Consider the following 21,922-nt stretch of genomic DNA (forward strand, 5'->3'; position numbering starts at 1 on the left):
CTCGCGCCATGCAGGCAGCGACGCTTTCCGGGGGCTCGTCCGCGCCCCGCCCCGGAACTGCCCGCCGGCGGGGATGACGGGCGAGCCCTCCGGGCGGGCCCGCTGGCTCGCCGCGCACCCCCGGCGAAATTTCCTGCTGGGGGCCGGTGCGGCGATCGCCGGTTCGGGCGCGCTCGCCGCCGCGCTTTCCCGTCCCGCGCCCCCGGTGGCGCGGGACGGGTTCGGCGCGGACTGGCTGTTCGGCCCGTTCGTGCCCGGCAGCACCGATCCGGACTTCGACGACAGCGAGATGGCCCTGGTTTCGGTGCCGCACTGCGTCGTCCCGCTGTCCTGGCAGGACTGGGACCCGTCGGACTGGCAGCACGTCTGGGTGTACCGGCAGCATTTCCTCGCGCCCGCGCAGCTGCGCCGGAACCGCGCGTTCCTGCGGTTCGACGGGGTGCTCAGCGCCGCGACGGTGTATCTCAACGGCCGCCGCGTCGCCATGCGGAGCGGCGGTTACCTTCCGCTGCGCTGTGAGGTCACCGGTCTGCTGACCGAGAAGGACAACGTGCTCGCGGTGGTCGTCGACGGCCGCTGGCAGCAGAACACGCCGCCGGATCTGCCGGAGTTCCCGAACCCGACGGCCATCGACTTCTACCAGCCGGCCGGGCTGTATCGCGACGTCCAGCTCATTGGCGTGCCGCAGACCTGTCTGTCCGATGTGTACGCCCAGCAGATCGCCGTGCTGACGCCGAATCGCGAGGTCTTGCTGCATTGCACGGTGGATTCGGCGAAGGCGGTCAACGGCCCGGTCCGGCTCACCGCCGCACTCAGCCAGCACGGTGCCGAGGTGGCGTCGTCCTACACCGATCTCACCGGGCTGCCGAAGGGCGACACCGAGGTCACGGTGTCGCTGCAAGAGCTGGAAGCGGTGCAGCTGTGGGATCTGGACGACCCGGCGTTGTGCGACATCCTCGTCACGCTCGCCGTCGACGGCCGGAAAGTGCACACCTACTCGGTGCGCACCGGGCTGCGCGACGCTCAGTTCACTGTGGACGGTTTCCGGCTGAACGGCAAGCCGCTCAAGCTGTTCGGGCTCAACCGGCACCAGTGGTACCCGTTCGTCGGCGGCGCGATGCCGGACCGGGTGCAGCGCCGCGACGCTCAGCTGCTGAAGGACGAGCTGAACTGCACCATGGTGCGTTGCTCGCATTATCCACAGGCCACGGCGTTTCTCGACGCCTGCGACGAGCTCGGCATCCTGGTGTGGGAGGAACTGCCCGGCTGGGACCACGTCGGCGACACCGCGTGGCAGGAGCTGGCGGTGCGCGACGTGCACGACATGATCGTGCGCGACCGCAACCATCCGTCGATCATCGTGTGGGGCACCCGGGTGAACGAGACACTCGGCCAATACGCGCTGTACGGAAGGACCGATCAGCTAGCCGCGGAACTCGACCCGATGCGCCCGTGCACCGGCGCCGTCGCGGGCGAACGCGGCTACGTTTCGCCGCTGTACCCGGTGAAAGCGGCGGGCGGGGTGTTCTCCTTCAACGACTACAGCCGCCCGCACCCGCCCGGTTCCCCTCCCCCGCTTCGCCCACCACGACGCGGAGTTCCCTACCTGGTCAGCGAAGCGATCGGCACCCTCGTCGGCTCGGCGTATTTCCGGCGCACGGATTCCCTTGCCGTGCAACGGGAACAGAGCATGCTGCACGCGTGGGTGCACGACCACGCCGCGGCCGACCCGCGCTACAGCGGCCTGCTCGGCTGGTGCGGTTTCGACTACCCTTCCGGCTGGTATCACCACTATCGCGGCGTGAAGTACCCCGGCGTGATGGACTTCTTCCGCATCCCCAAACTGGGCGCGGCTTTCTACCGCGCCCAGCGCGATCCGTCCCGCGGCGCGGTGATCGAACCGGCCTTCTACTGGGATTTCGGCCCCGGCTCGCCACCGGCCGGACCGGGCCGCGACGCGATCATCTGGTCGAACTGCGAGGTACTGGTGGTGACCGTCGCGGGCAAGCGCCCGATCACCGTGCGGCCGGATCGCTCGCGGTTCCCGCACCTGGCGTATCCGCCGTTCCCGGTGGACCTGCGGGTGAACGGCCGGACGCGCCCCGAACTGACCGTCGAGGGCCGGATCGGCGGGCAAACCGTGCTGCGCAGGCGATTCAGCGCGGACCCGACGTACGACACCATCGCGGTGACCGCCGACGACGACCAGATCATCGCCGACGGCGCGGACACCACCCGGGTCGCACTGCGCTTGCTCGACCGCTACGGCGCGCCGCGTCCGCACGCCCACGGGGTGCTGGCCGTCGCGGTGAAGGGCCCCGGCGTGCTGATCGGCGACCCTTACCTGGATTTCGGCGCGGTCGGCGGCGCGGCGGCGGTATGGGTCCGGTCGATGCGCGGCACTCCCGGGACGATCGCCGTGAGCGCCACGCATCCGTTCGTCAACACCGGGACTGCCACGATCGAGTCGTTGTGAGTGCTGGCGCCGGTTCTCACCGGCAACCGCCACTCACCACCCTCACCACACCACCGGCACCTGCGAAACCCCGCCCGTCAACCGGTTCGCCCGCACCTCCAGCTCCTCGGCAGGCACCGCGAGCCGCAGATTCGGGAACCGGCGGAACAACGTCGTGAACACCACCCGCAACTCCGTACGCGCCAGGCTCGCCCCGATGCAGAAATAACCGCCGTAGCCGAAAGCGATGTGGGAGTTGGGCTTCCGGTCCGCGTCGAACTCGTGCGCGTCCGCGAACACCGCCGGGTCGCGGTTGGCCGAGGCGGTCGAGATCATCACCGCGTCGCCGCGCGGGATGCGGACGCCGCCGATTTCCACGTCCTCGTGCGCATACCGGAGCAGCCCGAGCCCGCCCGGCGCGGACATCCGCAGGATCTCCTCGACGGTGGCGTGCACGCGCCCTTCGGGGTCGGCGGCCAGCGCGTCGCGGCGGGCGAGGTCGGTGAGCAGGAACAGGGCGCCGAGGTCGATCCGGTTCGACGTGGTCTCGTGGCCGGCGAAGAGCAGCCCGGCGGCGAGCCTGCCGAGGTCGTCGTCGGTGAAGGTCGGGTCGTCAGCCTGCGCGGCGACCAGGTCCGACACCACGTCCTGGCCCGGGTTCGCGCGTTTCGCGTCGGCGAGGCCGGACATGTAGGCGGTGAACTCGGTCATCGCCACCTCGGCGTCGCCGCCGCTGTCGAGGACGCCGATGCGGTCGGAGAGGTCGCGGAACTTCTCGCGGTCCTCGTACGGGACACCGAGGAGCTCGCAGATCACCAGCACTGGCAACGGAAACGACAGATGCTCGTGCAGATTCGCCGGCGAGCCCGCGGCTTCCATCCCGTCGAGGCACCGGTCGGCGAGTTCCTGGATCCGGCCGCCGAGGCGGCGCATCCGGTTCGCCGAGAACGCCGGGACCAGCAACCGGCGCAACCGGGCGTGTTCCTGCTGCTCGGTCTCGAAATCGCCCTGCGGCCCGTTCAGCACCGCGGCGTCGGAGACCGTCGAGGCGTCCTCGGGATGCGGGTGGGAACGGCCGAACCGGTTGTCCGCGAACACCTCCCGCGCTTGCTCGTAGTCGGTGACGAGCCAGGCCGGGTCGCCCGCCGGGGTCGTCACCGGGACGATCGGGCCTTCGCGGCGCAGGACTTCGTACAGCGGCGCGATGTCCAGGACGTTCGGCCTGGCGAAAGGCAGCTTGGTCGGGGTCGGCATTCGGGATCCTCCTCGGTCAGCCCGCCCGCGTGCGCAACGACGCGAGCCAGTCCTGTTCGTTCTCCGCGCGGCGCTGGACCTCGGCCAGCACGAGCCTGCTCCACGGGTCGGTCTGCCCCGCGCCGAGCTTCGCGATCCGGTCCCGCTGCGCCGCGACGGCGGCCTCCCGGGCGTCCAGCACCCGCAGCCGTTCCTCCGGGCCGAGCCTGCCGAATCCCGCCAGCCGCGCCAGAAACTCGGCCGGATCGCCCGCCAGCTCCGGCGGCAGATCGGCGAGCAGATCGTGCAGCAGCTCCCGCCCGACGTCGGTAATCGTGTAAACATGCCGCGGCGGCCGCCCCTCCTGCGGCTCCGCGGTCCGGGTCACCGCGCCCGCTTCGGCGAATCGTCGCAGCGCCGGATAAAGCGAGTTGTTCGACAACGCGCGACCGCTGGATTCCTCGACCTGCTTGCGCAGCTCATACCCGTGCCACGGCCGCTCGGCGAGCTTCGCGAGCAGGAGCACGTCGATCCACACATAGGTCACCGTAACCTAGGGTCCGGTGACCCGGCAACATCCGAACGGCGGATGCCGGAAGAAGATCTCGGGCCCGTTTTTTGTCGGTCCCTCCCGGTACCGTCGGGTTCGACCGATCCAGAGGGGGATCTCCCGTGTCCGACCGCATTCGCTACGGCCTCTACCTGCCGCCTTTCGGCCCGCTCGGCGACCCGGCGGATTTGGCCGACCTGGCAGTCCGGGCCGAAGCCGCCGGCTGGGACGGCGTGTTCCTGTGGGACCACGTGGTGCCCGCGATGCCGCCGATCGCCGACACCTGGACCACGCTCGCCGCCATCGCCCAAGCGACCAGCCGGGTGCTGCTGGGCCCGATGGTCACGCCGCCAAGCCGTCGCCGTCCGTGGGTCTTGGCCCGCCAGGCCGCCACCGTCGCCCGCCTCTCCCGCGGACGGCTCGTCCTGGGAACCGGCATCGGCTCCGACGAAACCGGCGACTTCAGCCGCTTCGGCGAGCCGTCCTCCCCCGCGGTGTTGTCGTCACGGACCGACGAGGCGCTGGAGATCGTCCGCGCGATGTGGGCCGGGAAAGCCGTTGAACACGAAGGGCCGCATTACCGAGTGAGCCTGGACGCCACCGCGCCGGAGCCGTATCGCATTCCGGTGTGGACGGGCAGCACCACCCGGCACGAGCGAGTCCTGCGCCGCGCTGCCGCGAGCGACGGGATCTTCCCGAACCCTGGCCCGCAGCCGCCTTCGCCCTCGGCATTGGCCGACCTGGTAGCCCAAGTCCGTCCGGTGGACCGCCCTTACGACGTCGCGGTGTCCGGGAACGCCAGCCCAGCATGGGAGGACCCGACCACGGTGGACCTGGCGGCACTCGCCGAGGCGGGGATGACGTGGTGGATGGAATCGCTGATCCACTTCGATCCGCTGGAGCTTTCGCTGACCGTCGTCGATGCCGGACCGCCCCGGATCGGAGGCTAGAGACGATCGGGGATTTCGCGGACCGCGACAGCTGGCCGACCGCCCCGGATCGAAGGTTAGACGGGGGCGATCGAGGATTTCGCTTGTGGCAGCAGGATCCGGCCTGGCCGAGCCGATCAGCGTGCTCCCCGCCGCCACCGCCGTCCCGCCGCGACGGATCTCCGCCGTCCGCCGGCACAAACTCCCCCACCCGGCGGGATTGTTCTTGGTCCGCACCGTTTTCGGCACCCGCCGCGAGTTCTCCCGCAGTCGCCTGATCGTTCAACGACCGCCCGGCCGCACCCGCCCCGTCCAGCAGCAGCCAAGCCCCCGGAGCCACCGGCCGCCGTCCGTTTGCACTTCGGCCGCACCGTTTTCAGCCCCCCACAACTGCAACCTCCCCCGCAGTCGCCTGATCGTTCAACGACCATCCGGCCGCACCCGCCCCGTCCGGTGGAAAGCCAGGTCCCCGGAGCGACCGCTCGCCGTCCGTTTGCACTTCGGCCGCACCGTTTTCAGCCCCCCGCAACCGCAACCTCCCCCACAGTCGCCTGATCGTTCAACAACCACCCAGCCGCACCCGGCCCTCCACCAGGCAGCCAGGCCGCTGGGACGACCGCTCGCCGTCCGTCCCCCTTCGGCGGCTTCCCTGTGCGGCGGAGGGGAGCTACCGTGGAAGGTGGTTGAGCCTCCAGCCACCGTGATTCGTCCCGCGCGCCGGGATGCCCGGTGCCCGGCCGGTCCGGCATTCCGCCGCAGCCCTGTGCGCGGCTCAGAGAGAGTGCCGTGATGACCGCCGCGCACAGTGCCCGACTGCCCCTACTGCCGTCGCCGGACCCGACGGGGATGCTCCGGCTGCGCGTTCGCCATCCCGCCCCGGGGACAGCCGTCGTCGAGGTCGCCGGGGAAGTCGACCTGGCTACCGCGCCGCGGCTGGCCGAGGTTGTCGAGTCCAGGCTGCGCAGCACAGTCAGCCTGGTGATCGTCGACCTGCGCCGCACGACCTTCCTCGGCGTCGCCGGGCTTCGCGTCCTGATCCGGTTGAAACTGCTCGCCGCGGGGGCAGATACCGACTTCTACGTCGACCCTGGCACCGCACCCACGGTCCGGCGCCTGCTCTCGCTGTTCCCGCTGGACTGCACCCGCCCCGGCGCCGCCGAGGGCCTCACCGAGATCCCGCTGCCCCGGCCCGCGGAGACGGGTTGACTGTCCACTGAGGACACTGAGAACGCACCGGGCACCGCGACCGGTGGCACGAGCTTGAGCAACTCCGCCCAACGAGGCCCGGCACCGAAGCGGAACTCATCTCGCCTCGGCGAACCTTCTGCAGCCGAGCCGGGACCCGCGGCCACACCAACTCGGAGAACTCCCGCAGCAGGCCACGCGGAGCCGGGGCCTCCGACCGCCGCCAAGTCACCCAATCGCCGCCACTCGACTGCCGCCAAATCACCCGACGCCACCAGGTCAGCATCACTCACTGCCGCAGACAGCATCAGCCCTTGACTTCACTGGCCACACAATGCAATCCCAGCGACAACGGCGTCCCCCAGCCTCGCCCCGGAGTCAGCCCGGCGCGAACGGCGCGACGAACAACCGCCGTTGCTCCGTCAACGCGGCACACTGGACGACGAACCGGGCCGGACGCGACACCGTCCATGAGTAGCCCCTTCACGCCACGACCAACGACGCACCGCGAGCGAAGTGGCCTCAAGCGTCCGGATCCCGAAAGTCCTCCGGACTCACGTCGTTCAGCAAATCCCGGAACCGGCGAATCTCGTCCTCGTTGGCCTCAGCCGGTTCCTCCAGATCCCCCGCCGCCTCGAGCGCGGAGCCGAGAGACGCTTCGTCCCCGGCCGCCACCGTCACGTCGACCGCCGCCTCGTCCAGGACCGCCTCCGCGACCTCCAGCGGGGCATGCGTCCGCAGCCCGATCGCGAGCGCGTCGCTCGGGCGGGCCGAGACGCGCACGCCGCCGGTCAGGACGAGGTCCGCGTGGAAGATGCTGTCCAGCAACTGGGTGATCTCGATCCGCTCGACGCGCTGGCCCAGCGCCGCCAGCACCTCGATGATCAGCTCGACCGTCCCCGGCCTCGCCGACACGACCTGCTCCTGCGCGGCGGCCAGTTCCTGCGCTTCCGGCGCGCCGATGGTGATGGCGAGCCACCGGCGCGAGCCCGATTCCTCACGCAGCAGCACGACCGGCGCCGACTCCTGCGCCACCACGGCCAGCCCCTGCACCCGCACCTGCACCATGGGGGTCACCCCGCTTCCGAAAAGGTTCTCCCTGCTGACTACCCAACGTCGCGCGGTTTGTCACGCGAAATCGCCGTCCGCCTCACCGGAGATTCACGCGGAGCAGCAGGCGGGCACACACCGCCAAGGTGCGGTGAACCAGGAGAACCGGGCCGCAAACGTGCCCCTGCGCACAATTCGGGTGTCCCGCCGCACGTGTCGATCCCGCCGCGCCTGGGTATGCGGGAGCCATGAACGACGAGGGCCCCGGCAGCCGCGCCAGCGGCGGCATGCCAGCCGTGGACCGTTTGCTCGACGAGGTGATCGAGCTTCGGCTTCCGGCGGAGACGTACCAGATCCCGCTTGTCCGCATGCTCGCGCAGGCAGTCGCCGCGCGGGCCGATTACGGGCTCGACGCGATCGCCGACGCCAAGATGGCCGTCGACGAGGCGTGTGCCCAGGTTGTTTCGACCGCCGCCCCCGGGGCCGCGATGACCTGCCAGTTCACCGTTTCGCCCGACGGGATCCGGTTCGGCGTCCGGACCCGCACGCAGCACGCCGAGCCGCCGAGCGAACGAAGTTTCGGCTGGCACGTGCTGACCACCCTGGCCGCGAACGTGTCGGCGCGGTGCGTGCCGGACCCCGCCGAAGACGGGTACGCGCTCACCCTCGACCTCGATCTGCACCGGGAGGGGAGCGGGTGAACCAGCAGCCGGCCACCCGCCACCGCGACGAATACGCGCACACCGCGCCGCTGTTCGAAGAGCTCGCCGCCCTGCCCGCCGACGACGGGCGGCGGCCGCGGCTGCGCGAACAGCTCGTCACCGAGTTCCTCCCGGTCGCCGAGCACATCGCCACCCGGTTCACCGGGCGCGGCGAACCCCGCGAGGACCTGGTCCAGGTCGCCCGGATCGGGTTGATCAACGCGATCGACCGGTTCACCCCGGACCGCGGCCCGGACTTCCTGTCCTTCGCGGTGCCGACGATCATGGGCGAGATCCGCCGGTACTTCCGCGACACCGGCTGGTCGGTGCGCGTGCCGCGGCGGCTCAAGGAACTGCACCTCGCGCTCAGCCGCGGTTCGGCCACCCTGTCGCAGACGCTCGGCCGCGCGCCGACGCCCACCGAGCTCGCCGAGCACCTCGGCCTCGAGCTCGCCGAGGTCCACGAAGGACTCGTGGCGGGCCACGCGTACCAGACCTTGTCCGTGGACAAGCCGGTGCACGACGACGCCGAGCCGCTGCTGCTCGCCGACACGCTCGGCAGCGACGACCCGGAGATCGAGCACATCGAGAACCACGAGGCCCTGCAGCCGCTGCTGCGCGAGCTGCCCAAGCGGGAGCGCGCGATCCTGGTGATGCGGTTCTTCGGCGGCCTCACCCAGACGCAGATCGCCGAGCAGGTCGGGATCTCCCAGATGCACGTGTCCCGGCTGCTGTCGCAAACCCTCGAGCAGCTGCGCGACAAGCTCACCGGCGACCCCTGAGAACGCCCGCGACGGGGGTCGCCCGACCGGGCTTGATCCCGTTGCCGCACCCCTTCAGAGCTGCGACGATTCGAGTCCGTCCAGTACCCGAGGAGGGCCCGATGGCTTCGAAACTCAACCCGTACCTCAGCTTCGCGGGCAACGCGCGCGAGGCGATGGAGTACTACCACGGCGTGTTCGGCGGCGACCTCGCCCTGAACACCTACGGGGAGTCCGGCGCACCCGCGGAAGCCGGCAACGCGGACAACATCATGCACGCGATGCTGGAGGGCGGCAACGGGTTCACGCTCATGGCCTCCGACGTCCCGCCCGGCATGGAGCACCACCCGGGCACGAACATCTCGATCAGCCTCAGCGGCGACGACGGCGACCTGCTGCGCGGCTGCTGGGAAAAGCTGTCCGACGGCGGGACGGTGGCGGTTCCGCTGGAAAAGCAGATGTGGGGCGACGAATTCGGCGCCTGCACCGACCGGTTCGGGATTTCCTGGATGGTCAACATCGGCGAGCCCGGCTGAGCCGTCCGTCAGCCGCGCACTTCCACCTTGGCCCCCAGCGGCAACCGGTCGAAGAACAGCGCCGAATCCTCCTCGGTGAGGTGGATGCAGCCGTGCGACGGCCGGTCGAGCGGCCTGGCGTGGAAGGCGATGCCGCCCGCGGCGAAGAAGACCGAGTTCGGCATGTCGTCGCCGTACTCGTCGCTGCGGTGCACGCGGTCCTTCCACGCCACCTTGAACGTCCCGGTCGGAGTCGGCTGGCCCGGAGCGCCCGGCTCCATCGGGACCGAACGCACCACCGCGCCGTTCTCCATCAGCCACGCCCGCCGCAGCGAGAGGCTGGCGCACGCGCCGGTGTCCACTGAGCACGGCGGACCCGGCGGGGTGTGCGCGACCCGGGGCACGGGCAGTTCCGGCGACGGCGCCAGCGGCTGACCGGCCGCCTGCGCCTCCGGTTCCGCCTGCGCCCCGCACCCGGCCGCGACCGCGGCCGTCCCGGCCAGCACCATCGCGACGATCTTCCCGCGCATCCGTCCGCTCCCGCCGTTCGTTCCACTGTGCTCTACGGGCGAGCGGGGCGGAAGGTTGCACCGATGACGTGTCAACAACCGGTATCGTCGGCGGGCGACGACGAGGAAGTGAAGCGATGGAACTCGGCATCTACAGTTTCGGCGACCGGCCCGCCGACCCGGTGACCGGCGAACAGGTGTCGGTCGCGCAGCGGCTGGCCGAAACGCTCGAGCGGATCCGGCTGGCCGACGAGCTCGGCCTCGGGTTCTACGGCCTCGGCGAGCACCACCTGGAGCAGTTCGCGATCTCGAACCCGGCCACCGTGCTGGCCGCCGCGGCGAGCGTCACCGAGCGCATCACGCTCTCCAGCGCAGTCACCGTGCTGTCCACCGAGGACCCGGTTCGGGTGTACCAGCAGTTCACCACCCTGGACCAGCTCAGCCGCGGCCGTGCGGAACTGCTCGCCGGGCGGGGTTCGTTCACCGAGTCGTTCCCGCTGTTCGGGGCCGATCTCACCGAGTACGACGAGTTGTTCGAGGAGAAGCTGGCCCTGCTGCTGCGGCTCGACCGCGAGGACCCGATCACCTGGTCCGGCCGGTTCCGCCCGCCGCTCGCCGACGCGCACGTCTACCCGCGCCCGTACGGGCGGCGGCTGCGGATCTCGGTCGGCACCGGCGGGCATCCGGAGTCGTCGGTGCGCGCCGGGCTGCTCGGCCTGCCCGTGGTGTACGCGGTGATCGGCGGCGAGCCGGAGCGGTTCGCGCCGCTCGTGGACCTCTACCGCCAGGCGGGCGAAGCGGGCGAGCACTCCCCCGGCGACCTGCACGTCACGATGAGCGCCATCGGCCTCGTCGCGGAGAATTCGCAGGACGCCAAGGAGAGTTTCTACCCGTACTGGCTGGAAACGATGAAGTACGGCGCGCGGGCCCGCGGCTGGCAGGTCCCGACCCGCGCGGAGTACGACGAGTACACGCGGGACGCCCGCGCGCTCTTCGTCGGCAGCCCCGACGAGGTGGCCGACCGGCTGATCGCCGTCGGGAAACTCACCGGGGCCGACCGCTACGCCCTGCAGATGGACTGGTCCGGCGTGCCGCACCGCAAGGTCATGAAAGCGATCGAACTGCTCGGCGCCGAGGTCCTTCCGAGGATCCGGAAGGAATTCGGCGCCTGACTGTCCACTTAGGACTTCTTGCCGCCGAGAACCTGGTGCAGCGCCGCACCGTCGGGCACCCCGAGCCCGGTGCACGCGTCCCATCCGGCGGCGGCCGAGTACGCGCCGTTGCCGCCTTCGGTGATGTCGCGGAACCCCGGCTGCGCCTTGCCCGCGCCGACCCCGGCGTACAACTTGCTGTGCACCAGCCCGAATCCGCGCCCGGACACCTGCGCCAGCCTGGCCAGCAACGCCGCCCACAGCGGCGAAACCGCGCTCGTGCCGCCGACCACGATCTGCTGTCCGTCGACGAGAACCTGGTACCCCGTCGAAGGATCCGCGTTGCCAGCGACGTCCGGGACGCCCCGGCCGGGCTTGCCGTCCCCCGCCCGCGCGGGCACGCCCGCGGCCTGCTGGTAGTCCGGCACCGGGAACGCGTCGCTCACCCCGCCGCCGGTCGCGCCGCCGCCGGAGGTGTTCCAGACGGTTTCGGAGTTCACTGTGGACGGTGGGGTGCCGTCGAGCTTGGTGCCGCCGCAGGCGAGCGCGTGCGGGCTCGACGCCGGGAAATCGACGTGCTGCGCGCCGTCGGTCTGCCCGTCCGCGCTGCCGTTGTCGCCGGACGCGCAGCACACCGTCACGCCGAGCGCGGCGGCGTCGGCGAACGCCTGGTCCATCGCGGTGCGGGCCTGCGGCGTCCATTGGTCCTCGGACTGGCCCCAGCTGATGCTGACCGCGACCGGGGTCGGCGTCGCGTGCACCGCGGTGCTCACCGCGTCCAGGAAGCCCTGGTCGGTGTTCGGCGCGAAGTACACGACCTGCGCGGCTCCCGGCGCGAGCGCCCCGATCACCTCGATGTCCAGCAGCACTTCCCCGTCGGCCGAATTCGGGTCGCCGGCCGGCGCGTTCTTGCCGCCGTCGATCCCGGCCGCGGTGATTTTCGGTTCGGTGATCTTCAAGCCCGCGAAGTACTTCTTGAGGTCGTCCGGCTTGTACCCGCCGCCGAGTTCGATCACCGCGACGGTCTGCCCGGTGCCGTCGGCGTCGGCCGGGAACCCGTAGAGCCGCCCGACCTGATCCGGCGTGTACCCCTTCGCGGCGGCTTCCTTGTGCAGCCGGAACTGCGCGCGCGCCTGCGGCCGCTCGTCCAGGCCGAGCACAGCGACCACGACGTCCCCGAGAGCGGCGGGCAGTTCCAGTTCCCCGCTGCGCGCGGCGAATTCGCCGGTCTCGCCGTGGCGGACCCGGTTCAGTTCGGTCTTGAACGCGGCCGTCATCGCGCGGGCCGGGCCGCGGACCGAGACGCGGCGCGAACCGGCGTGCGCGTCGGTGACGGTGAGGCCGGCGTCGGTGAGGACGGTGCGCACCAGGTCGAGATCGTCGGAGGCGGCCCCGTAGCGTTCGGCGAAGTCCGCGGGAGCGAGCGGCTCGCTCAGCGCGGCGACGTCCAGGTCGGCGCGCCGCCGCAGCACGACGGTCGCGGTGACGGTGGCGTCCGCGTCGAGCGGGCCGAGCACCTCGGCCTCGGACAGCGCGGGACGCAGGCTTCCGGATAGCGATACCCACTGTGATTCTGTCATCACTCCATGGTCTCCCCTGAGAGGTCCGCACACCACCGTCGTATCCCCCGTCCGGCGGCAAAACCTGTCCGGTTTTTTGTCGACCCGATGGCTGGGACCGCGGATGCCGCGCCGCGCGGGCGCGCGCACAGTGTTTCCATGAAACGGATCCTTACGCTGGGGACGGCCGCCGTGCTCACGCTGGGCGCGGTCACCGCGTCGGGCAGTGCCGAGGGCGACCTGGCCGCGCACGGCTGGGTGGGCACGTGGGCGGCGTCGCCCGCGGCCGCGGTGGCGAACACGCCGCAGGGGTATCCGAACTACTCGATCCGCAACGTCGTGCACACCAGCGCGGGCGGAAACCAGGCCAGGGCAAGGTTTTCCAACACCTTCGGCACCGCGCCGCTCACCCTCGGCCACGTGACGCTCGCCGTCGCCGCCGACGGCCCGCGCGCCGCCAGCGGCACCATGCGCACGCTGACGTTCGGCGGACAGTCCACAGTGGTCATTCCGCCCGGAGCCGAGGTGCTGAGCGACCCGGCGTGGCTGCGCGTCCCGGCCGACGCGGATCTGCTGGTGACCACCTACGTGCCCACGCCGTCCGGCCCGGTCACCTACCATCCGCTCGCCCAGCAGACGTCGTTCTTCACCCGCGCCGGCGATTTCGCGGGCGAGGAGTCCGGCGCGTCGTTCACCGAGCAGACCGCGGTGTGGCACTACGTCAGCGAAGTCGACGTCCGCGGACCCGCGCGCGGCACCGTCGTGACGCTCGGCGATTCGATCACCGACGGCGCGCACTCCACGCCCGGCGCGAACCGGCGCTGGCCGGACAAGCTGAGCGACCGGCTGCACGGACAGCTCGGTGTGCTCAACGCCGGGATCAGCGGCAACCGGCTGCTGCTCGACGGCGGCACGGCTGGCCGCAACGCGCTCGCCCGGCTCGCCGACGACGTCCTGACCAGCGGCGACGTCCGCACGCTGATCGTGCTCGAAGGCATCAACGACATCCAGCAGAACCCGCACCAGACCGATCCGGCGATGATCATTTCCGCGCTGCGGCAAGTTGTCGCGCAGGCCAAGGCTCAGGGCATCCGCGTCATCGGCGGCACGCTCACGCCGTTCAAGGGCTGGAAGATCTACGATCCGACGCTGGAGAAGACCCGCCAGGCGGTGAACGCGTTCATCCGGACCAGCGGGATCTACGACGGCGTCGTCGACTTCGACGCCGCCGTCCGCGACCCGGCCGACCCGCTCGCGATGCTCCCCGCCTACGACTCCGGCGACCACCTCCACCCCAACGACGCCGGGTACCAGCGAATGGCCGACGCGGTGCCGCTCACTCTCCTGTGACCGCCACGAGCGGCTTGCGCGGGAACGCCAGCACAGCAAGGAGACTGAGCACGCCGACGCCGACCATGTAGAGCGAGACGGACAGCGACGTCCCGGTCGAACTCTGCAGCGACGCCGCGATCAGCGGGGCGAACCCGCCGCCCAGCACCGCGCCGACGGCGTACGCGAACGACGATCCGCTGTAGCGGAACCGGGATTCGAACAGCTCCGAGAACAGCGCCGACTGCGGGCCGTACGTCGCGCCGAGGCCGATGTTCAGCACCACCACCGCGACGATCAGCAGCCACGGCCGCGCGGTGTCCACGAGCAGGAAGAACGGGATCGACCAGACCACCAGCAGCACGGAACCCGCGAGGTAGACCGGTTTCCGCCCGACCGAGTCGGACCAGATCGCCGCCGCGACGATGCTCACCAGCCACACGACGCTGCCGACGATCACCACGACCAGCATCGTCGTGCTGGACAGCTTCAGCACCGAAGTGCCGTACGACAGCAGGTACGCGAAGAAGATGTAGCCGAGCGCGGTGTTCGCGATGAAGCTGACCGCCGCCGCGAGCACCTGCTTCGGCCGCGCGCGCAGCACCTCCACGATCGGCAGCTTGCTGCGCTCGCCGGTGCTGCGCAGCTTCGCGAACACCGGGCTTTCCTCCACGCGCAGCCGGATCACCAGCCCGACCGCCACCAGCACGAGGCTGACCAGGAACGGGATCCGCCAGCCCCACGACCGGAACTGATCCGGCGACAGCGAGTTGTTGACCAGGAAGAACACCAGCTGCGCCAGGATCAGCCCGGCCGGGACGCCGATCTGCGAGAAGGATCCGTACCGGCCGCGTTTGCCTTCCGGAGCGTGTTCGACGGCCATCAGCGCCGCGCCGCCCCATTCGCCGCCGGCCGAAATCCCTTGCAGGACCCGGAGAACGACGAGCAGGATCGGCGCGATCACGCCCGCCTGGTGGTACGTCGGCAACACCCCGACGCCCGCGGTCGCGAGCCCCATCAGCACCAGCGACGCGACCAGCATCGCCTTGCGCCCCACGCGGTCGCCGAAGTGGCCCCAGACGATCCCGCCCAGCGGCCGCGCGACGAACCCGACGCCGAGCGTCGCGAACGCGGCGAGCGTGCCGGACGACGGGGACAGCGACGGGAAGAAAAGCTTGTTGAACACCAAGGCGGTCGCCGTGCTGTAGGCGAAGTAGTCGTACCACTCGATCGTCGTCCCGATCGCGCTCGCGAGCGCCACCCGCCGGACCCGTCCCGCCGTGTTCACGTCCTGCTCAAGCACCACTGCCGAGCCCCCTTCTCGTCGAGGCGCGTCATCTTGGCACGGCGGCTCCCCTCCGGTCGACCACCGGAAGGCGGGCGCTTTACCCGGCCGGCAGCGTCAGCGACAGCCTCGAATCCGCCACCGCTTCCACCGCGCGCGGCATCGACGGCGGAAGGTGCACCAGCCCGCCCGGCCGCAGGTCGACGGTCTCCTCTGCGCTCCTCTGCGGCGGTGAGCCGGAGACGGCCGTCGAGGGCCCGCAACTGGAGCGCGCGGGGTGCGCGGTGTTCCTTTCGTCGATCATCTTCGGTTCGGTTTCCCTCATGGGGCCGTTCTCGCGGAAACTCGATTCCCCCGGTTCCTTCCGGTGTGCGAGGGTCGGCCGATGTCCGATTCGTTCCTCGAACTGCAGCGTTGGCAGTTCGAGCTCGCCTGGTCGCTGTTCGAGTACCACCTGGAACGGCTCGAGCCCGCCGATTTCCGGTGGGAGCCCGCCGCGCTGTGCTGGACGATGCACCAGGCCGAAGACGGAACCTGGACGCCGGACTTCGCCGACAGCGAGCCCGATCCCGTCCCGGTGCCGACGGTCGCCTGGCTGAGCTGGCACCTCGGCTGGTGGTGGAGCGTCGCCATCGACCAGGTCCGCGGCCGCGAACCGCGGGAGCTGACCGCCGTCGCCTGGCCGGGCCCGGGCGAACCGGCCATCGCCTGGCTCCGCGGCCTGCGTACGGAGTGGCTCGCCGCATTGGACCGGCTCACCGACGCCGACCTGGCCGCTGCCGTCCCGTTCCAGCCGGAGGGCGATCCCCGGCGCACCATCGGACGCCTGATCGCGTGGGCGAACGCCGAATTGATGAAGAACGTCGCGGAGATCGGCCAGCTCCGGCTCCAGCGGGCCGCCCGTTGAGGGTGCCTAGCCCGCCTTGGCGATCAACTCCTCCGCCACCCACTCCGCAACCCCAGCCGGATAGGGCGCGGGCAGCCCGAGCACGACATGGCCGAACCCCGCTTCCAACGCCTCCCCGATCGCCGCCCGAGTGAGCGCGGGCTGGTCATACGACACCGGCAGGTGGATCGAACGCGTGATCTCCGCCGGATCGCGGCCGATGTCCGCGCAGTACTCGTCCAGCATCGCGTTGCGTTCGACGGCGTCGGCGATGTCCCCGCCGGGGATGTTCCAGACGTCGGCGTGCTCGGCGACCACCCGCAGCGTCGCGCGGGCCCGGCCGCCGATGACGAACGGCGGATGCGGGCGCTGCACCGGTTTCGGATTGCCCAACGCACCGGTCAACCGAACGTGCTGCCCGGCGAAGTCGAACGGTTTGTCCTCCGTCCACAGCTTCCGGATCACGGTGCACGCCTCGGCGAACCGGCCGACCGCGTCGGCGGTTTCCAGGTACGGCAGGCCGTGCGCTTCGTACTCCCGGCGAGCCAACGGGTGACTGGGCCGGGATCCGACGCCGATACCGAAGTCGAGCCGTCCGCCGGACACGACGTCGACGGTCGCGGCGATCTTCGCCAGCATCGCGGGCGGGCGGAAGCGGTTGCTGGTCACCAAAAGCCCGAGCCGCAGCCGTTCCGTTTGGGCGGCCAGGGCCGAAAGCAGTGTCCAGCCTTCGAAAATCGGCCCGTCCGGTTCTCCCGCGATGGGCAGGAGGTGGTCGAACAGCCAGGCGTGCTCGATGGACGGGATCGCGTCCGCCTCGCGCCAGACTTGCCGCAGGGAGACGTAATCGGTCTGCATCGGCGCGGTCATGATGCCGAACCGCGGTTTCGTGGTCATCGCGAGAAGTCCTTTCACTCGTGCGATTCGACGCGGCCGAGCGGGCTGTCCTCGATCCGAGACCAGCTGTCGTCGCCCGGGATGAGCGCGCTGCGGAGGTACGCCGTGGTCAGCCGCTGTTGCAGTGCGACGCGTTCGGGGCTTTCGTCGGTGGTCTCCTTGGCCTCGTAGCCCGAGATGCCGCCGAGCGAATGTTCCGCGCCGAAGAGCGTCAGCAGGCTCTTCTCCCCCGGGCTGAGCCGGTAGGCGTCGGTGAACCAGTCCGGGCCGCGCACAGACAGCATCGAGTCGTCCTGGTCCCCCGCGACGATCAGCGCAGGCACCTTCAGGCCGTCGAAATTCGGGCTCATGAACGGGAAATGCTCAGCCGCGAACGGCGACAGGTCCGCGCCGCCGGTGCCGGTGATCGCGAACAGAACCCCAGCGGTCACACGCCGATCGGACAGATCCTCGCCGACGCTGCCGTCCGCCTCGACGATGCGCGCGCCCAGCAGCATGCTCGCCGACTGCGCACCCCAGGAATGCCCAGCGACGGCGATCCGGCTGTGGTCAACTCGCCCGCTGAGCCCAGGCATTGCCGCTTCGACGGCGTCGAGCTGGTCAATAACGTGCCGGAGGTCCTCGACCCGCAGCCGCCAGATGTTCGGCGTGCGCGGGTCTTCCGCGGGCAGTGCACGGGTTCGCGAATCTAGGTGAGTCGGTTGCACGACAACGAATCCGTGCGCGGCCCAGTAGTCGGCGAGCGGACCGTAGCCGTCGAGGGACTGGCCGAATCCGTGCGAGAACACGATCAGCGGAAGATCCTGTCCGGTCGCCGGGGCGGACACGCGCACCAGCAGGTCCTCGCCGCGGCCCGGCGCGTCGAGCCGCACCGGTTTGACCGAAACGACCGGAGCCGCGGGCTGTACTGCGGACATGGGAGTACCTTCTTTCGCCGTCGGGCGCGAGGGTGTGGTGGCCGGCGGCCCGATCTGGCATCATAAGCAAACGGAACGTTGCTCCGGTAACTATACGGAACACTGTTCCACTTGTCTACCGGCGGCACGCGGAGGGAGTGGCACGTGGGTGAGAACGCGGGAGCCCGCGCGAAACGGGCGGACGCCCGGCGCAACGAGAAAACCCTGCTCGACGCGGCGTCGGCGGTCTTCGTCGACTCCGGGGTCGACGCACCGGTGCGCGACATCGCGACCCGGGCGGGCGTCGGCGTCGGCACGATCTACCGGCACTTCCCCACCCGCGCGGACCTGATCATCGCGGTGTACCGGCACCAGGTCGAAGCGTGCGCCGACGCGGGGCCGAAACTGCTGGCGGACAACGATTCCCCGCACGCCGCGCTCGCGCGGTGGATCGACCTGTTCGTCGACTTCCTCGTCACGAAGCACGGACTGGCCGGGATCATGCAGTCCGACCACAGCGGGTTCGAGGCGCTGCACGCGTACTTCCTGGAGCGGCTTGTGCCGGTCTGCACCGAGTTGCTCGACGCCGCCGCGAAGGCCGGGGAAATCCACACCGACCTGGAGGCGGTGCACCTGATGCGGGGGGTGGGGAACCTGTGCATCGGCGCGGAAGCCGACGACAGCTACGACGCGCGCCGCCTCGCCGCGCTGCTGATTACCGGGCTGCGGCAGGCTGGCTGAGGATGTCCTCGGCAGAGGTCCGTGAGGGGAACCCTGAGGGAATCAGAGTCCCTCAGGGTTCCCCTCACGGACGACAATCCCCTCAGCGCACCGGAACCTCGACCTCGTCCGGACGCCGTTCCGGACGCAGCCCCCGCCAAGCCGTATGCCGCAACCGGCCGTCCCCCGGCGTGAGGCGGCGGTACACCACCTCGCCGACCACCTCCGGGTTCAGCCAATGTGCGCCGCGCGCCCGGTCTCGCGGCACCTGGTCGGCGAACGGGCTTGTCTTGCGCTCCAACGGAACCAGCTGCGCCTGAAGGTCCTGAAGCATCGCGTCGGTGAAGCCGGTGCCGACGTCGCCCAGGTACCGCAACTCCCCCGAGTCCGGGTCGTGCGCGCCGAGCAGCAGCGCGCCGATCGTGCCCTCGCGACGGCCCTGGCCCGGACGCCAGCCGCCGAGGACCACCTCGGTCGTCCGCACCAGCGGGTGCTTGAGCCATTCCGGACTGCGCCGTCCCGGCTGATACCGCGACGTGCGGGCCTTCACCATCAGGCCTTCGAGCATCATCTTCCGCGCGACGTCCAGCAGACCGGCCGGCGTCATGCCGTCTTCGGCGAGGTCGCTGTGCCGGTACCAGGGCGTGATCGCGACCAGCTGCCGGTCCGGCGGTTCGATCTCGGCGAGGATCTCGCGGCGCTCCTCGTACGGCGCGTCGAGCAGGCTTTCGCCGTCCAGGCTCAGGATGTCGAAGGCGAAGTACGCGACGGCTTGCCAGGTGCGGTTCTGCAGGAGCCCGAAATCGGGACGGCCGTGCTCGTCGAGGGCGACGATCTCGCCGTCGAGCACCGCGGGGCGGCCGCCGAGCGCGTCGCCGAGCGCGCCGGACAGCTGCGGGAACCTCGTGGTGAAGTCGTTGTCGTTGCGACTGGTCAGCAACGTGGCACCGTCCGGCGCGACGCGCATCGTCGCCCGGTAACCGTCCCATTTGAACTCGTAGGCGTACGCCGGATCGTCGCGCAGCGTGCCGCCGTCGGGCGACGCGAGCATCGGCTCGATCGCGGGCGGCATGCCGCGGGCCGCTTCGGACATTCGGGCACCTCCGCGCACCACCGTAAGCCGAACCCGCCGGATCCGCCGCCGTAAGATGGCGGGGTCCACGATGGAGGGGGCCAGGACCGGTGCCGAGCAAGGATTTCGAACGGATCATCCGCAAGCTGCGCGAGGTTGAACGCGGCAGCGGCCGCGATTACACGTCGTTCAGCGTGCGCGGCAAGCGCTTCGGCTACCACTGGCCGCGCACCGACACCGTCGGGCTCAAGCAGACCATCGCGGAACAGCAGGCGCTCGTCGCGGAGCGCCCGGACGTTTTCGAGGAGCAGTTCACGTCCGGCGGGTTCGGCTGGGTAGTGGTGCAACTGGGCGGCATCGAGGCCGACGAACTGGCCGAACTCGTGTACGAGGCGTGGCGGCTTTCCGCCCCGGAGGACCTGGCGGCCGAGGTTCCGCTGCCACAGCTCTGACAATCCGGCATATCGGGTAACGACCTGGCGAGCTCCGGCGATCTTCTTCGTGTTCTGCGAGAAGGGGGTCTGCGGTGTCGCGGCGGTCGGTGCAGGTGCTGGTGGCGTTCGGCGTGCTGGCCGTGGGGGTGTTTCTGATCTGGCTGCCGCTTTCCGCCGCCGAACCCGGCCTCGCGTGCCTCCCGGGCCAGGACCAGCCCGCTTCGTGCGGCCCGTCCTACGCCAACCCGGCGGAGTGGGGCGAGGTTTTGGCCGTCGGGGCGCTGCTGGCGCTCCTCCACCTGCGCTACCTCGCCGACCGCAAACAGGTTCTGTGAGCCGGAGTCCACATCGGACCCGGCCGCCAACCCGCCTCAGGGTGCTGCCAGCGCCGATCTGCTCCGGCAGTCCACATCGGACCGGCCTCTCGACGCCAGCCTTTCTCCGGGAAGCAGGTCCTCGGCGCTGATCGCCGACCGCGGCCCGGCTCGCACCGCCGAGTCCACATCGGACCGTCCACAAACGACAGTGCGCCCCGGCTGAAAGGCCGGGGCGCACCAGAAACTGTCACCAGGGATTGTTGTCCTGCTCGTCCGGATCGATCCCGCCCGGACGGCGGCCCTGCGGCGGCGAAGCGGGCCCGCCCGGCGCCGGCGGCGTCGCGGGCGGACGCGGCGCACCGCCAGCGGGAGGCGGCGGCGTCTTGGCGGGCGGCTCCGGCTGCTCCTCCGCGCTGTCCTGCTGCTCGTCCGGCTCCGGATCGGGGTCCGGGAAGCGGTTGCGGAGCGAATCGAGCATGACGGCGCGGGTGTCCGGGTCCTCGTCGCCCAGGCTGCGGCCCATGACCTCGGCCACGCGGTCGGTGATGCCCGACTGCGCCTTCCGCATGGTCTCGAGCACCATCCTGGAGAGCTCCTCCGGCGGGATGGTGCGCGTGCGGGAACTGAACACCAGGTCGGACACGACCCCGTCGGCCCCGACGGTGACCTTGACGGTCCCGTCCGGGCTCGTCGCGGTCAGCCGCAGCTGTTCGGTTTCCTGCTGGGCCGCCGCGTAGCGCTCCGCCTTGCGGGCGAACCCGGCCGCCCATTCGTCCATTCGCCGGATTGCGTCGTCGGGGTCCCTGATCAGGTCGCCCAGCCCACCCGCGCTGGTCATGCTTTACGTTCTCCTCGAATCCCGTCACCCGCGCCGTTGCGGGCGGGTCTTGTCCTCGCCGCGACGGGCACCGTCATCTGTCGACGGTACCCGCCCGCCGCGGCGGCGCGAGAGCGCCATCGCCTCGCTACGCCTCGCCCGGGGAAACGCCCCGGTCGACCGGCTGCGCGGCGTCGACCCGTTGCCTCGGCTGCAAGGGCTCCGCGCTGTCGTACCGGGCCTCCGCGGGCACGCCGTCCCGGTTGAACGGCACGTTCTGCCCGGTCGGAGCCTGCACGCCGCCGACGCGGAACCGCTCCTTGAGCTCCCCGCTGTCGGTCTTGCTGAGCATCCCCTCGGTGGCCACCTTCTTGAACGGCTTCGACTGGCCCTCGTCGCCCTCCTGGTAGGACTTCGCGGCGGTCCGGACGTTGTCCGAGGTCGCCTGGACGCCCTCGATCGCCCCGCTGATCGCTTCCTTCGCCTTCTCGCCGGTCGGGTTGATGATCGGCGGGAGGAAAGCGCACAGCAGCCCGTACGCGTCGTCGGACATCGCGTAGTTCGCCGCCTGCGCCGCGGTGTTCAGCCGGTCCACCAGGCCGTCCAGGTGGCTCGCGTGCGCCACGAGGTCGTCGGGTTCTACGCGGAACCCCTGTGCGCCTCCGCTCATC

At 70.7% G+C, this 21,922-nt stretch carries 23 protein-coding genes and 1 pseudogene; 12 read left to right on the forward strand and 12 right to left on the reverse strand.

Going from position 1 to position 21,922, the window contains the following annotated elements:
- The first annotated feature begins 73 nt into the window (after positions 1-73).
- A complete protein-coding gene (locus ACFORO_RS11570; protein WP_377868488.1) occupies positions 74-2,476 on the forward strand; it encodes a glycoside hydrolase family 2 protein in 2,403 nt (800 codons plus the stop codon).
- Between the two features lie 42 nt (positions 2,477-2,518).
- On the opposite strand, the gene ACFORO_RS11575 is transcribed toward ACFORO_RS11570, so the two are convergent.
- Both ACFORO_RS11575 and ACFORO_RS11580 read right to left on the reverse strand, forming a co-directional pair.
- Positions 2,519-3,709 carry a cytochrome P450 gene (locus ACFORO_RS11575; RefSeq protein ID WP_377868487.1) on the reverse strand — a complete coding sequence of 397 codons (1,191 nt, stop codon included), beginning with the start codon at positions 3,707-3,709 and terminating at the stop codon, positions 2,519-2,521.
- Positions 3,710-3,725: 16 nt separating this feature from the next.
- Positions 3,726-4,235: a PadR family transcriptional regulator gene (locus tag ACFORO_RS11580; RefSeq protein WP_354746690.1), complete on the reverse strand. Its 510-nt coding sequence runs from the start codon at positions 4,233-4,235 to the stop codon at positions 3,726-3,728.
- Positions 4,236-4,360: 125 nt separating this feature from the next.
- Here ACFORO_RS11580 and ACFORO_RS11585 point away from each other — a divergent pair, with 125 nt between their 5' ends.
- Both ACFORO_RS11585 and ACFORO_RS11590 read left to right on the forward strand, forming a co-directional pair.
- Positions 4,361-5,188, forward strand: a complete 828-nt coding sequence (locus ACFORO_RS11585) for an LLM class flavin-dependent oxidoreductase (RefSeq protein WP_377868486.1) — start codon at positions 4,361-4,363, stop codon at positions 5,186-5,188.
- A 768-nt stretch (positions 5,189-5,956) separates the two neighbouring features.
- Positions 5,957-6,373 (forward strand): STAS domain-containing protein, encoded by a 417-nt coding sequence (locus ACFORO_RS11590; RefSeq protein ID WP_377868485.1) that lies wholly within the window; start codon positions 5,957-5,959, stop codon positions 6,371-6,373.
- Between the two features lie 501 nt (positions 6,374-6,874).
- Here ACFORO_RS11590 and ACFORO_RS11595 read toward each other — a convergent pair.
- The gene (locus ACFORO_RS11595; RefSeq protein WP_354746684.1) at positions 6,875-7,420 is read right to left on the reverse strand and encodes a bifunctional nuclease family protein; all 546 of its coding nucleotides are present in this window, start codon (positions 7,418-7,420) and stop codon (positions 6,875-6,877) included.
- A gap of 230 nt (positions 7,421-7,650) precedes the next feature.
- On the opposite strand from ACFORO_RS11595, the gene ACFORO_RS11600 reads away from it, so the two are divergent.
- The 3 genes from ACFORO_RS11600 (at position 7,651) to ACFORO_RS11610 (ending at position 9,400) form a co-directional block, all read left to right on the forward strand.
- Positions 7,651-8,103, forward strand: coding sequence for an ATP-binding protein (locus ACFORO_RS11600; RefSeq protein WP_377868484.1), 453 nt, complete (start codon positions 7,651-7,653; stop codon positions 8,101-8,103).
- Positions 8,100-8,885 (forward strand): SigB/SigF/SigG family RNA polymerase sigma factor, encoded by a 786-nt coding sequence (locus ACFORO_RS11605; protein WP_377868483.1) that lies wholly within the window; start codon positions 8,100-8,102, stop codon positions 8,883-8,885. The genes ACFORO_RS11600 and ACFORO_RS11605 overlap by 4 nt, the downstream gene beginning before the upstream one ends.
- A 101-nt stretch (positions 8,886-8,986) precedes the next feature.
- Complete coding sequence (locus ACFORO_RS11610; protein WP_377868482.1) at positions 8,987-9,400, forward strand: VOC family protein; 414 nt, start codon at positions 8,987-8,989, stop codon at positions 9,398-9,400.
- A gap of 8 nt (positions 9,401-9,408) precedes the next feature.
- Here the strand turns inward: ACFORO_RS11610 and ACFORO_RS11615 are convergent, their stop codons facing one another.
- Entirely contained in the window at positions 9,409-9,909 is a 501-nt protein-coding gene (locus ACFORO_RS11615) for a L,D-transpeptidase (RefSeq protein ID WP_377868481.1), read from the reverse strand.
- A gap of 116 nt (positions 9,910-10,025) precedes the next feature.
- Here ACFORO_RS11615 and ACFORO_RS11620 point away from each other — a divergent pair, with 116 nt between their 5' ends.
- The gene (locus ACFORO_RS11620) at positions 10,026-11,060 is read left to right on the forward strand and encodes an LLM class flavin-dependent oxidoreductase (RefSeq protein ID WP_377868480.1); all 1,035 of its coding nucleotides are present in this window, start codon (positions 10,026-10,028) and stop codon (positions 11,058-11,060) included.
- A gap of 8 nt (positions 11,061-11,068) precedes the next feature.
- Here ACFORO_RS11620 and ACFORO_RS11625 read toward each other — a convergent pair whose 3' ends face one another.
- Positions 11,069-12,619, reverse strand: a complete 1,551-nt coding sequence (locus tag ACFORO_RS11625) for a S53 family peptidase (RefSeq protein ID WP_377868479.1) — start codon at positions 12,617-12,619, stop codon at positions 11,069-11,071.
- A 138-nt stretch (positions 12,620-12,757) separates the two neighbouring features.
- Between ACFORO_RS11625 and ACFORO_RS11630 the strand changes: the two genes are divergently transcribed.
- Positions 12,758-13,948, forward strand: coding sequence for an SGNH/GDSL hydrolase family protein (locus tag ACFORO_RS11630; protein WP_377868478.1), 1,191 nt, complete (start codon positions 12,758-12,760; stop codon positions 13,946-13,948).
- On the opposite strand, the gene ACFORO_RS11635 is transcribed toward ACFORO_RS11630, so the two are convergent.
- Positions 13,935-15,233, reverse strand: coding sequence for an MFS transporter (locus ACFORO_RS11635; protein ID WP_354746670.1), 1,299 nt, complete (start codon positions 15,231-15,233; stop codon positions 13,935-13,937). The genes ACFORO_RS11630 and ACFORO_RS11635 overlap by 14 nt on opposite strands.
- A 79-nt stretch (positions 15,234-15,312) precedes the next feature.
- A complete protein-coding gene (locus tag ACFORO_RS11640) occupies positions 15,313-15,537 on the reverse strand; it encodes a hypothetical protein (RefSeq protein ID WP_377868477.1) in 225 nt (74 codons plus the stop codon).
- Positions 15,538-15,597: 60 nt separating this feature from the next.
- Here ACFORO_RS11640 and ACFORO_RS11645 point away from each other — a divergent pair, with 60 nt between their 5' ends.
- On the forward strand, positions 15,598-16,119 hold the full coding sequence (locus ACFORO_RS11645) for a DinB family protein (RefSeq protein ID WP_377868476.1): 522 nt from the start codon (positions 15,598-15,600) through the stop codon (positions 16,117-16,119).
- Between the two features lie 6 nt (positions 16,120-16,125).
- Here ACFORO_RS11645 and ACFORO_RS11650 read toward each other — a convergent pair whose 3' ends face one another.
- Both ACFORO_RS11650 and ACFORO_RS11655 read right to left on the reverse strand, forming a co-directional pair.
- A complete protein-coding gene (locus tag ACFORO_RS11650; protein WP_377868475.1) occupies positions 16,126-16,995 on the reverse strand; it encodes an LLM class flavin-dependent oxidoreductase in 870 nt (289 codons plus the stop codon).
- A gap of 14 nt (positions 16,996-17,009) precedes the next feature.
- Positions 17,010-17,912 (reverse strand): alpha/beta hydrolase family protein, encoded by a 903-nt coding sequence (locus tag ACFORO_RS11655; RefSeq protein WP_377868474.1) that lies wholly within the window; start codon positions 17,910-17,912, stop codon positions 17,010-17,012.
- A gap of 144 nt (positions 17,913-18,056) precedes the next feature.
- On the opposite strand from ACFORO_RS11655, the gene ACFORO_RS11660 reads away from it, so the two are divergent.
- Entirely contained in the window at positions 18,057-18,632 is a 576-nt protein-coding gene (locus ACFORO_RS11660; RefSeq protein ID WP_377868473.1) for a TetR/AcrR family transcriptional regulator, read from the forward strand.
- 82 nt (positions 18,633-18,714) lie between these two features.
- Here ACFORO_RS11660 and ligD read toward each other — a convergent pair whose 3' ends face one another.
- Positions 18,715-19,704, reverse strand: a complete 990-nt coding sequence (gene ligD, locus ACFORO_RS11665) for a non-homologous end-joining DNA ligase (RefSeq protein WP_377868472.1) — start codon at positions 19,702-19,704, stop codon at positions 18,715-18,717.
- Positions 19,705-19,793: 89 nt separating this feature from the next.
- Here ligD and ACFORO_RS11670 point away from each other — a divergent pair, with 89 nt between their 5' ends.
- Together ACFORO_RS11670 and ACFORO_RS11675 are read left to right on the forward strand one after the other, a co-directional pair.
- Complete coding sequence (locus tag ACFORO_RS11670; RefSeq protein ID WP_354746659.1) at positions 19,794-20,135, forward strand: MmcQ/YjbR family DNA-binding protein; 342 nt, start codon at positions 19,794-19,796, stop codon at positions 20,133-20,135.
- 74 nt (positions 20,136-20,209) lie between these two features.
- On the forward strand, positions 20,210-20,452 hold the full coding sequence (locus ACFORO_RS11675) for a hypothetical protein (RefSeq protein ID WP_377868471.1): 243 nt from the start codon (positions 20,210-20,212) through the stop codon (positions 20,450-20,452).
- Between the two features lie 229 nt (positions 20,453-20,681).
- Here the strand turns inward: ACFORO_RS11675 and ACFORO_RS11680 are convergent, their stop codons facing one another.
- Both ACFORO_RS11680 and ACFORO_RS11685 read right to left on the reverse strand, forming a co-directional pair.
- Positions 20,682-21,272, reverse strand: coding sequence for a YbaB/EbfC family nucleoid-associated protein (locus ACFORO_RS11680; protein ID WP_377868470.1), 591 nt, complete (start codon positions 21,270-21,272; stop codon positions 20,682-20,684).
- A gap of 349 nt (positions 21,273-21,621) precedes the next feature.
- A pseudogene (locus ACFORO_RS11685) lies at positions 21,622-21,921 on the reverse strand (type VII secretion target); the annotation flags it as partial.
- Position 21,922 lies beyond the last annotated feature (1 nt).

Origin of the sequence: Amycolatopsis halotolerans (genome assembly GCF_042647905.1) — a bacterium.
GTDB classification, from domain to species: Bacteria; Actinomycetota; Actinomycetes; order Mycobacteriales; family Pseudonocardiaceae; genus Amycolatopsis; species Amycolatopsis halotolerans.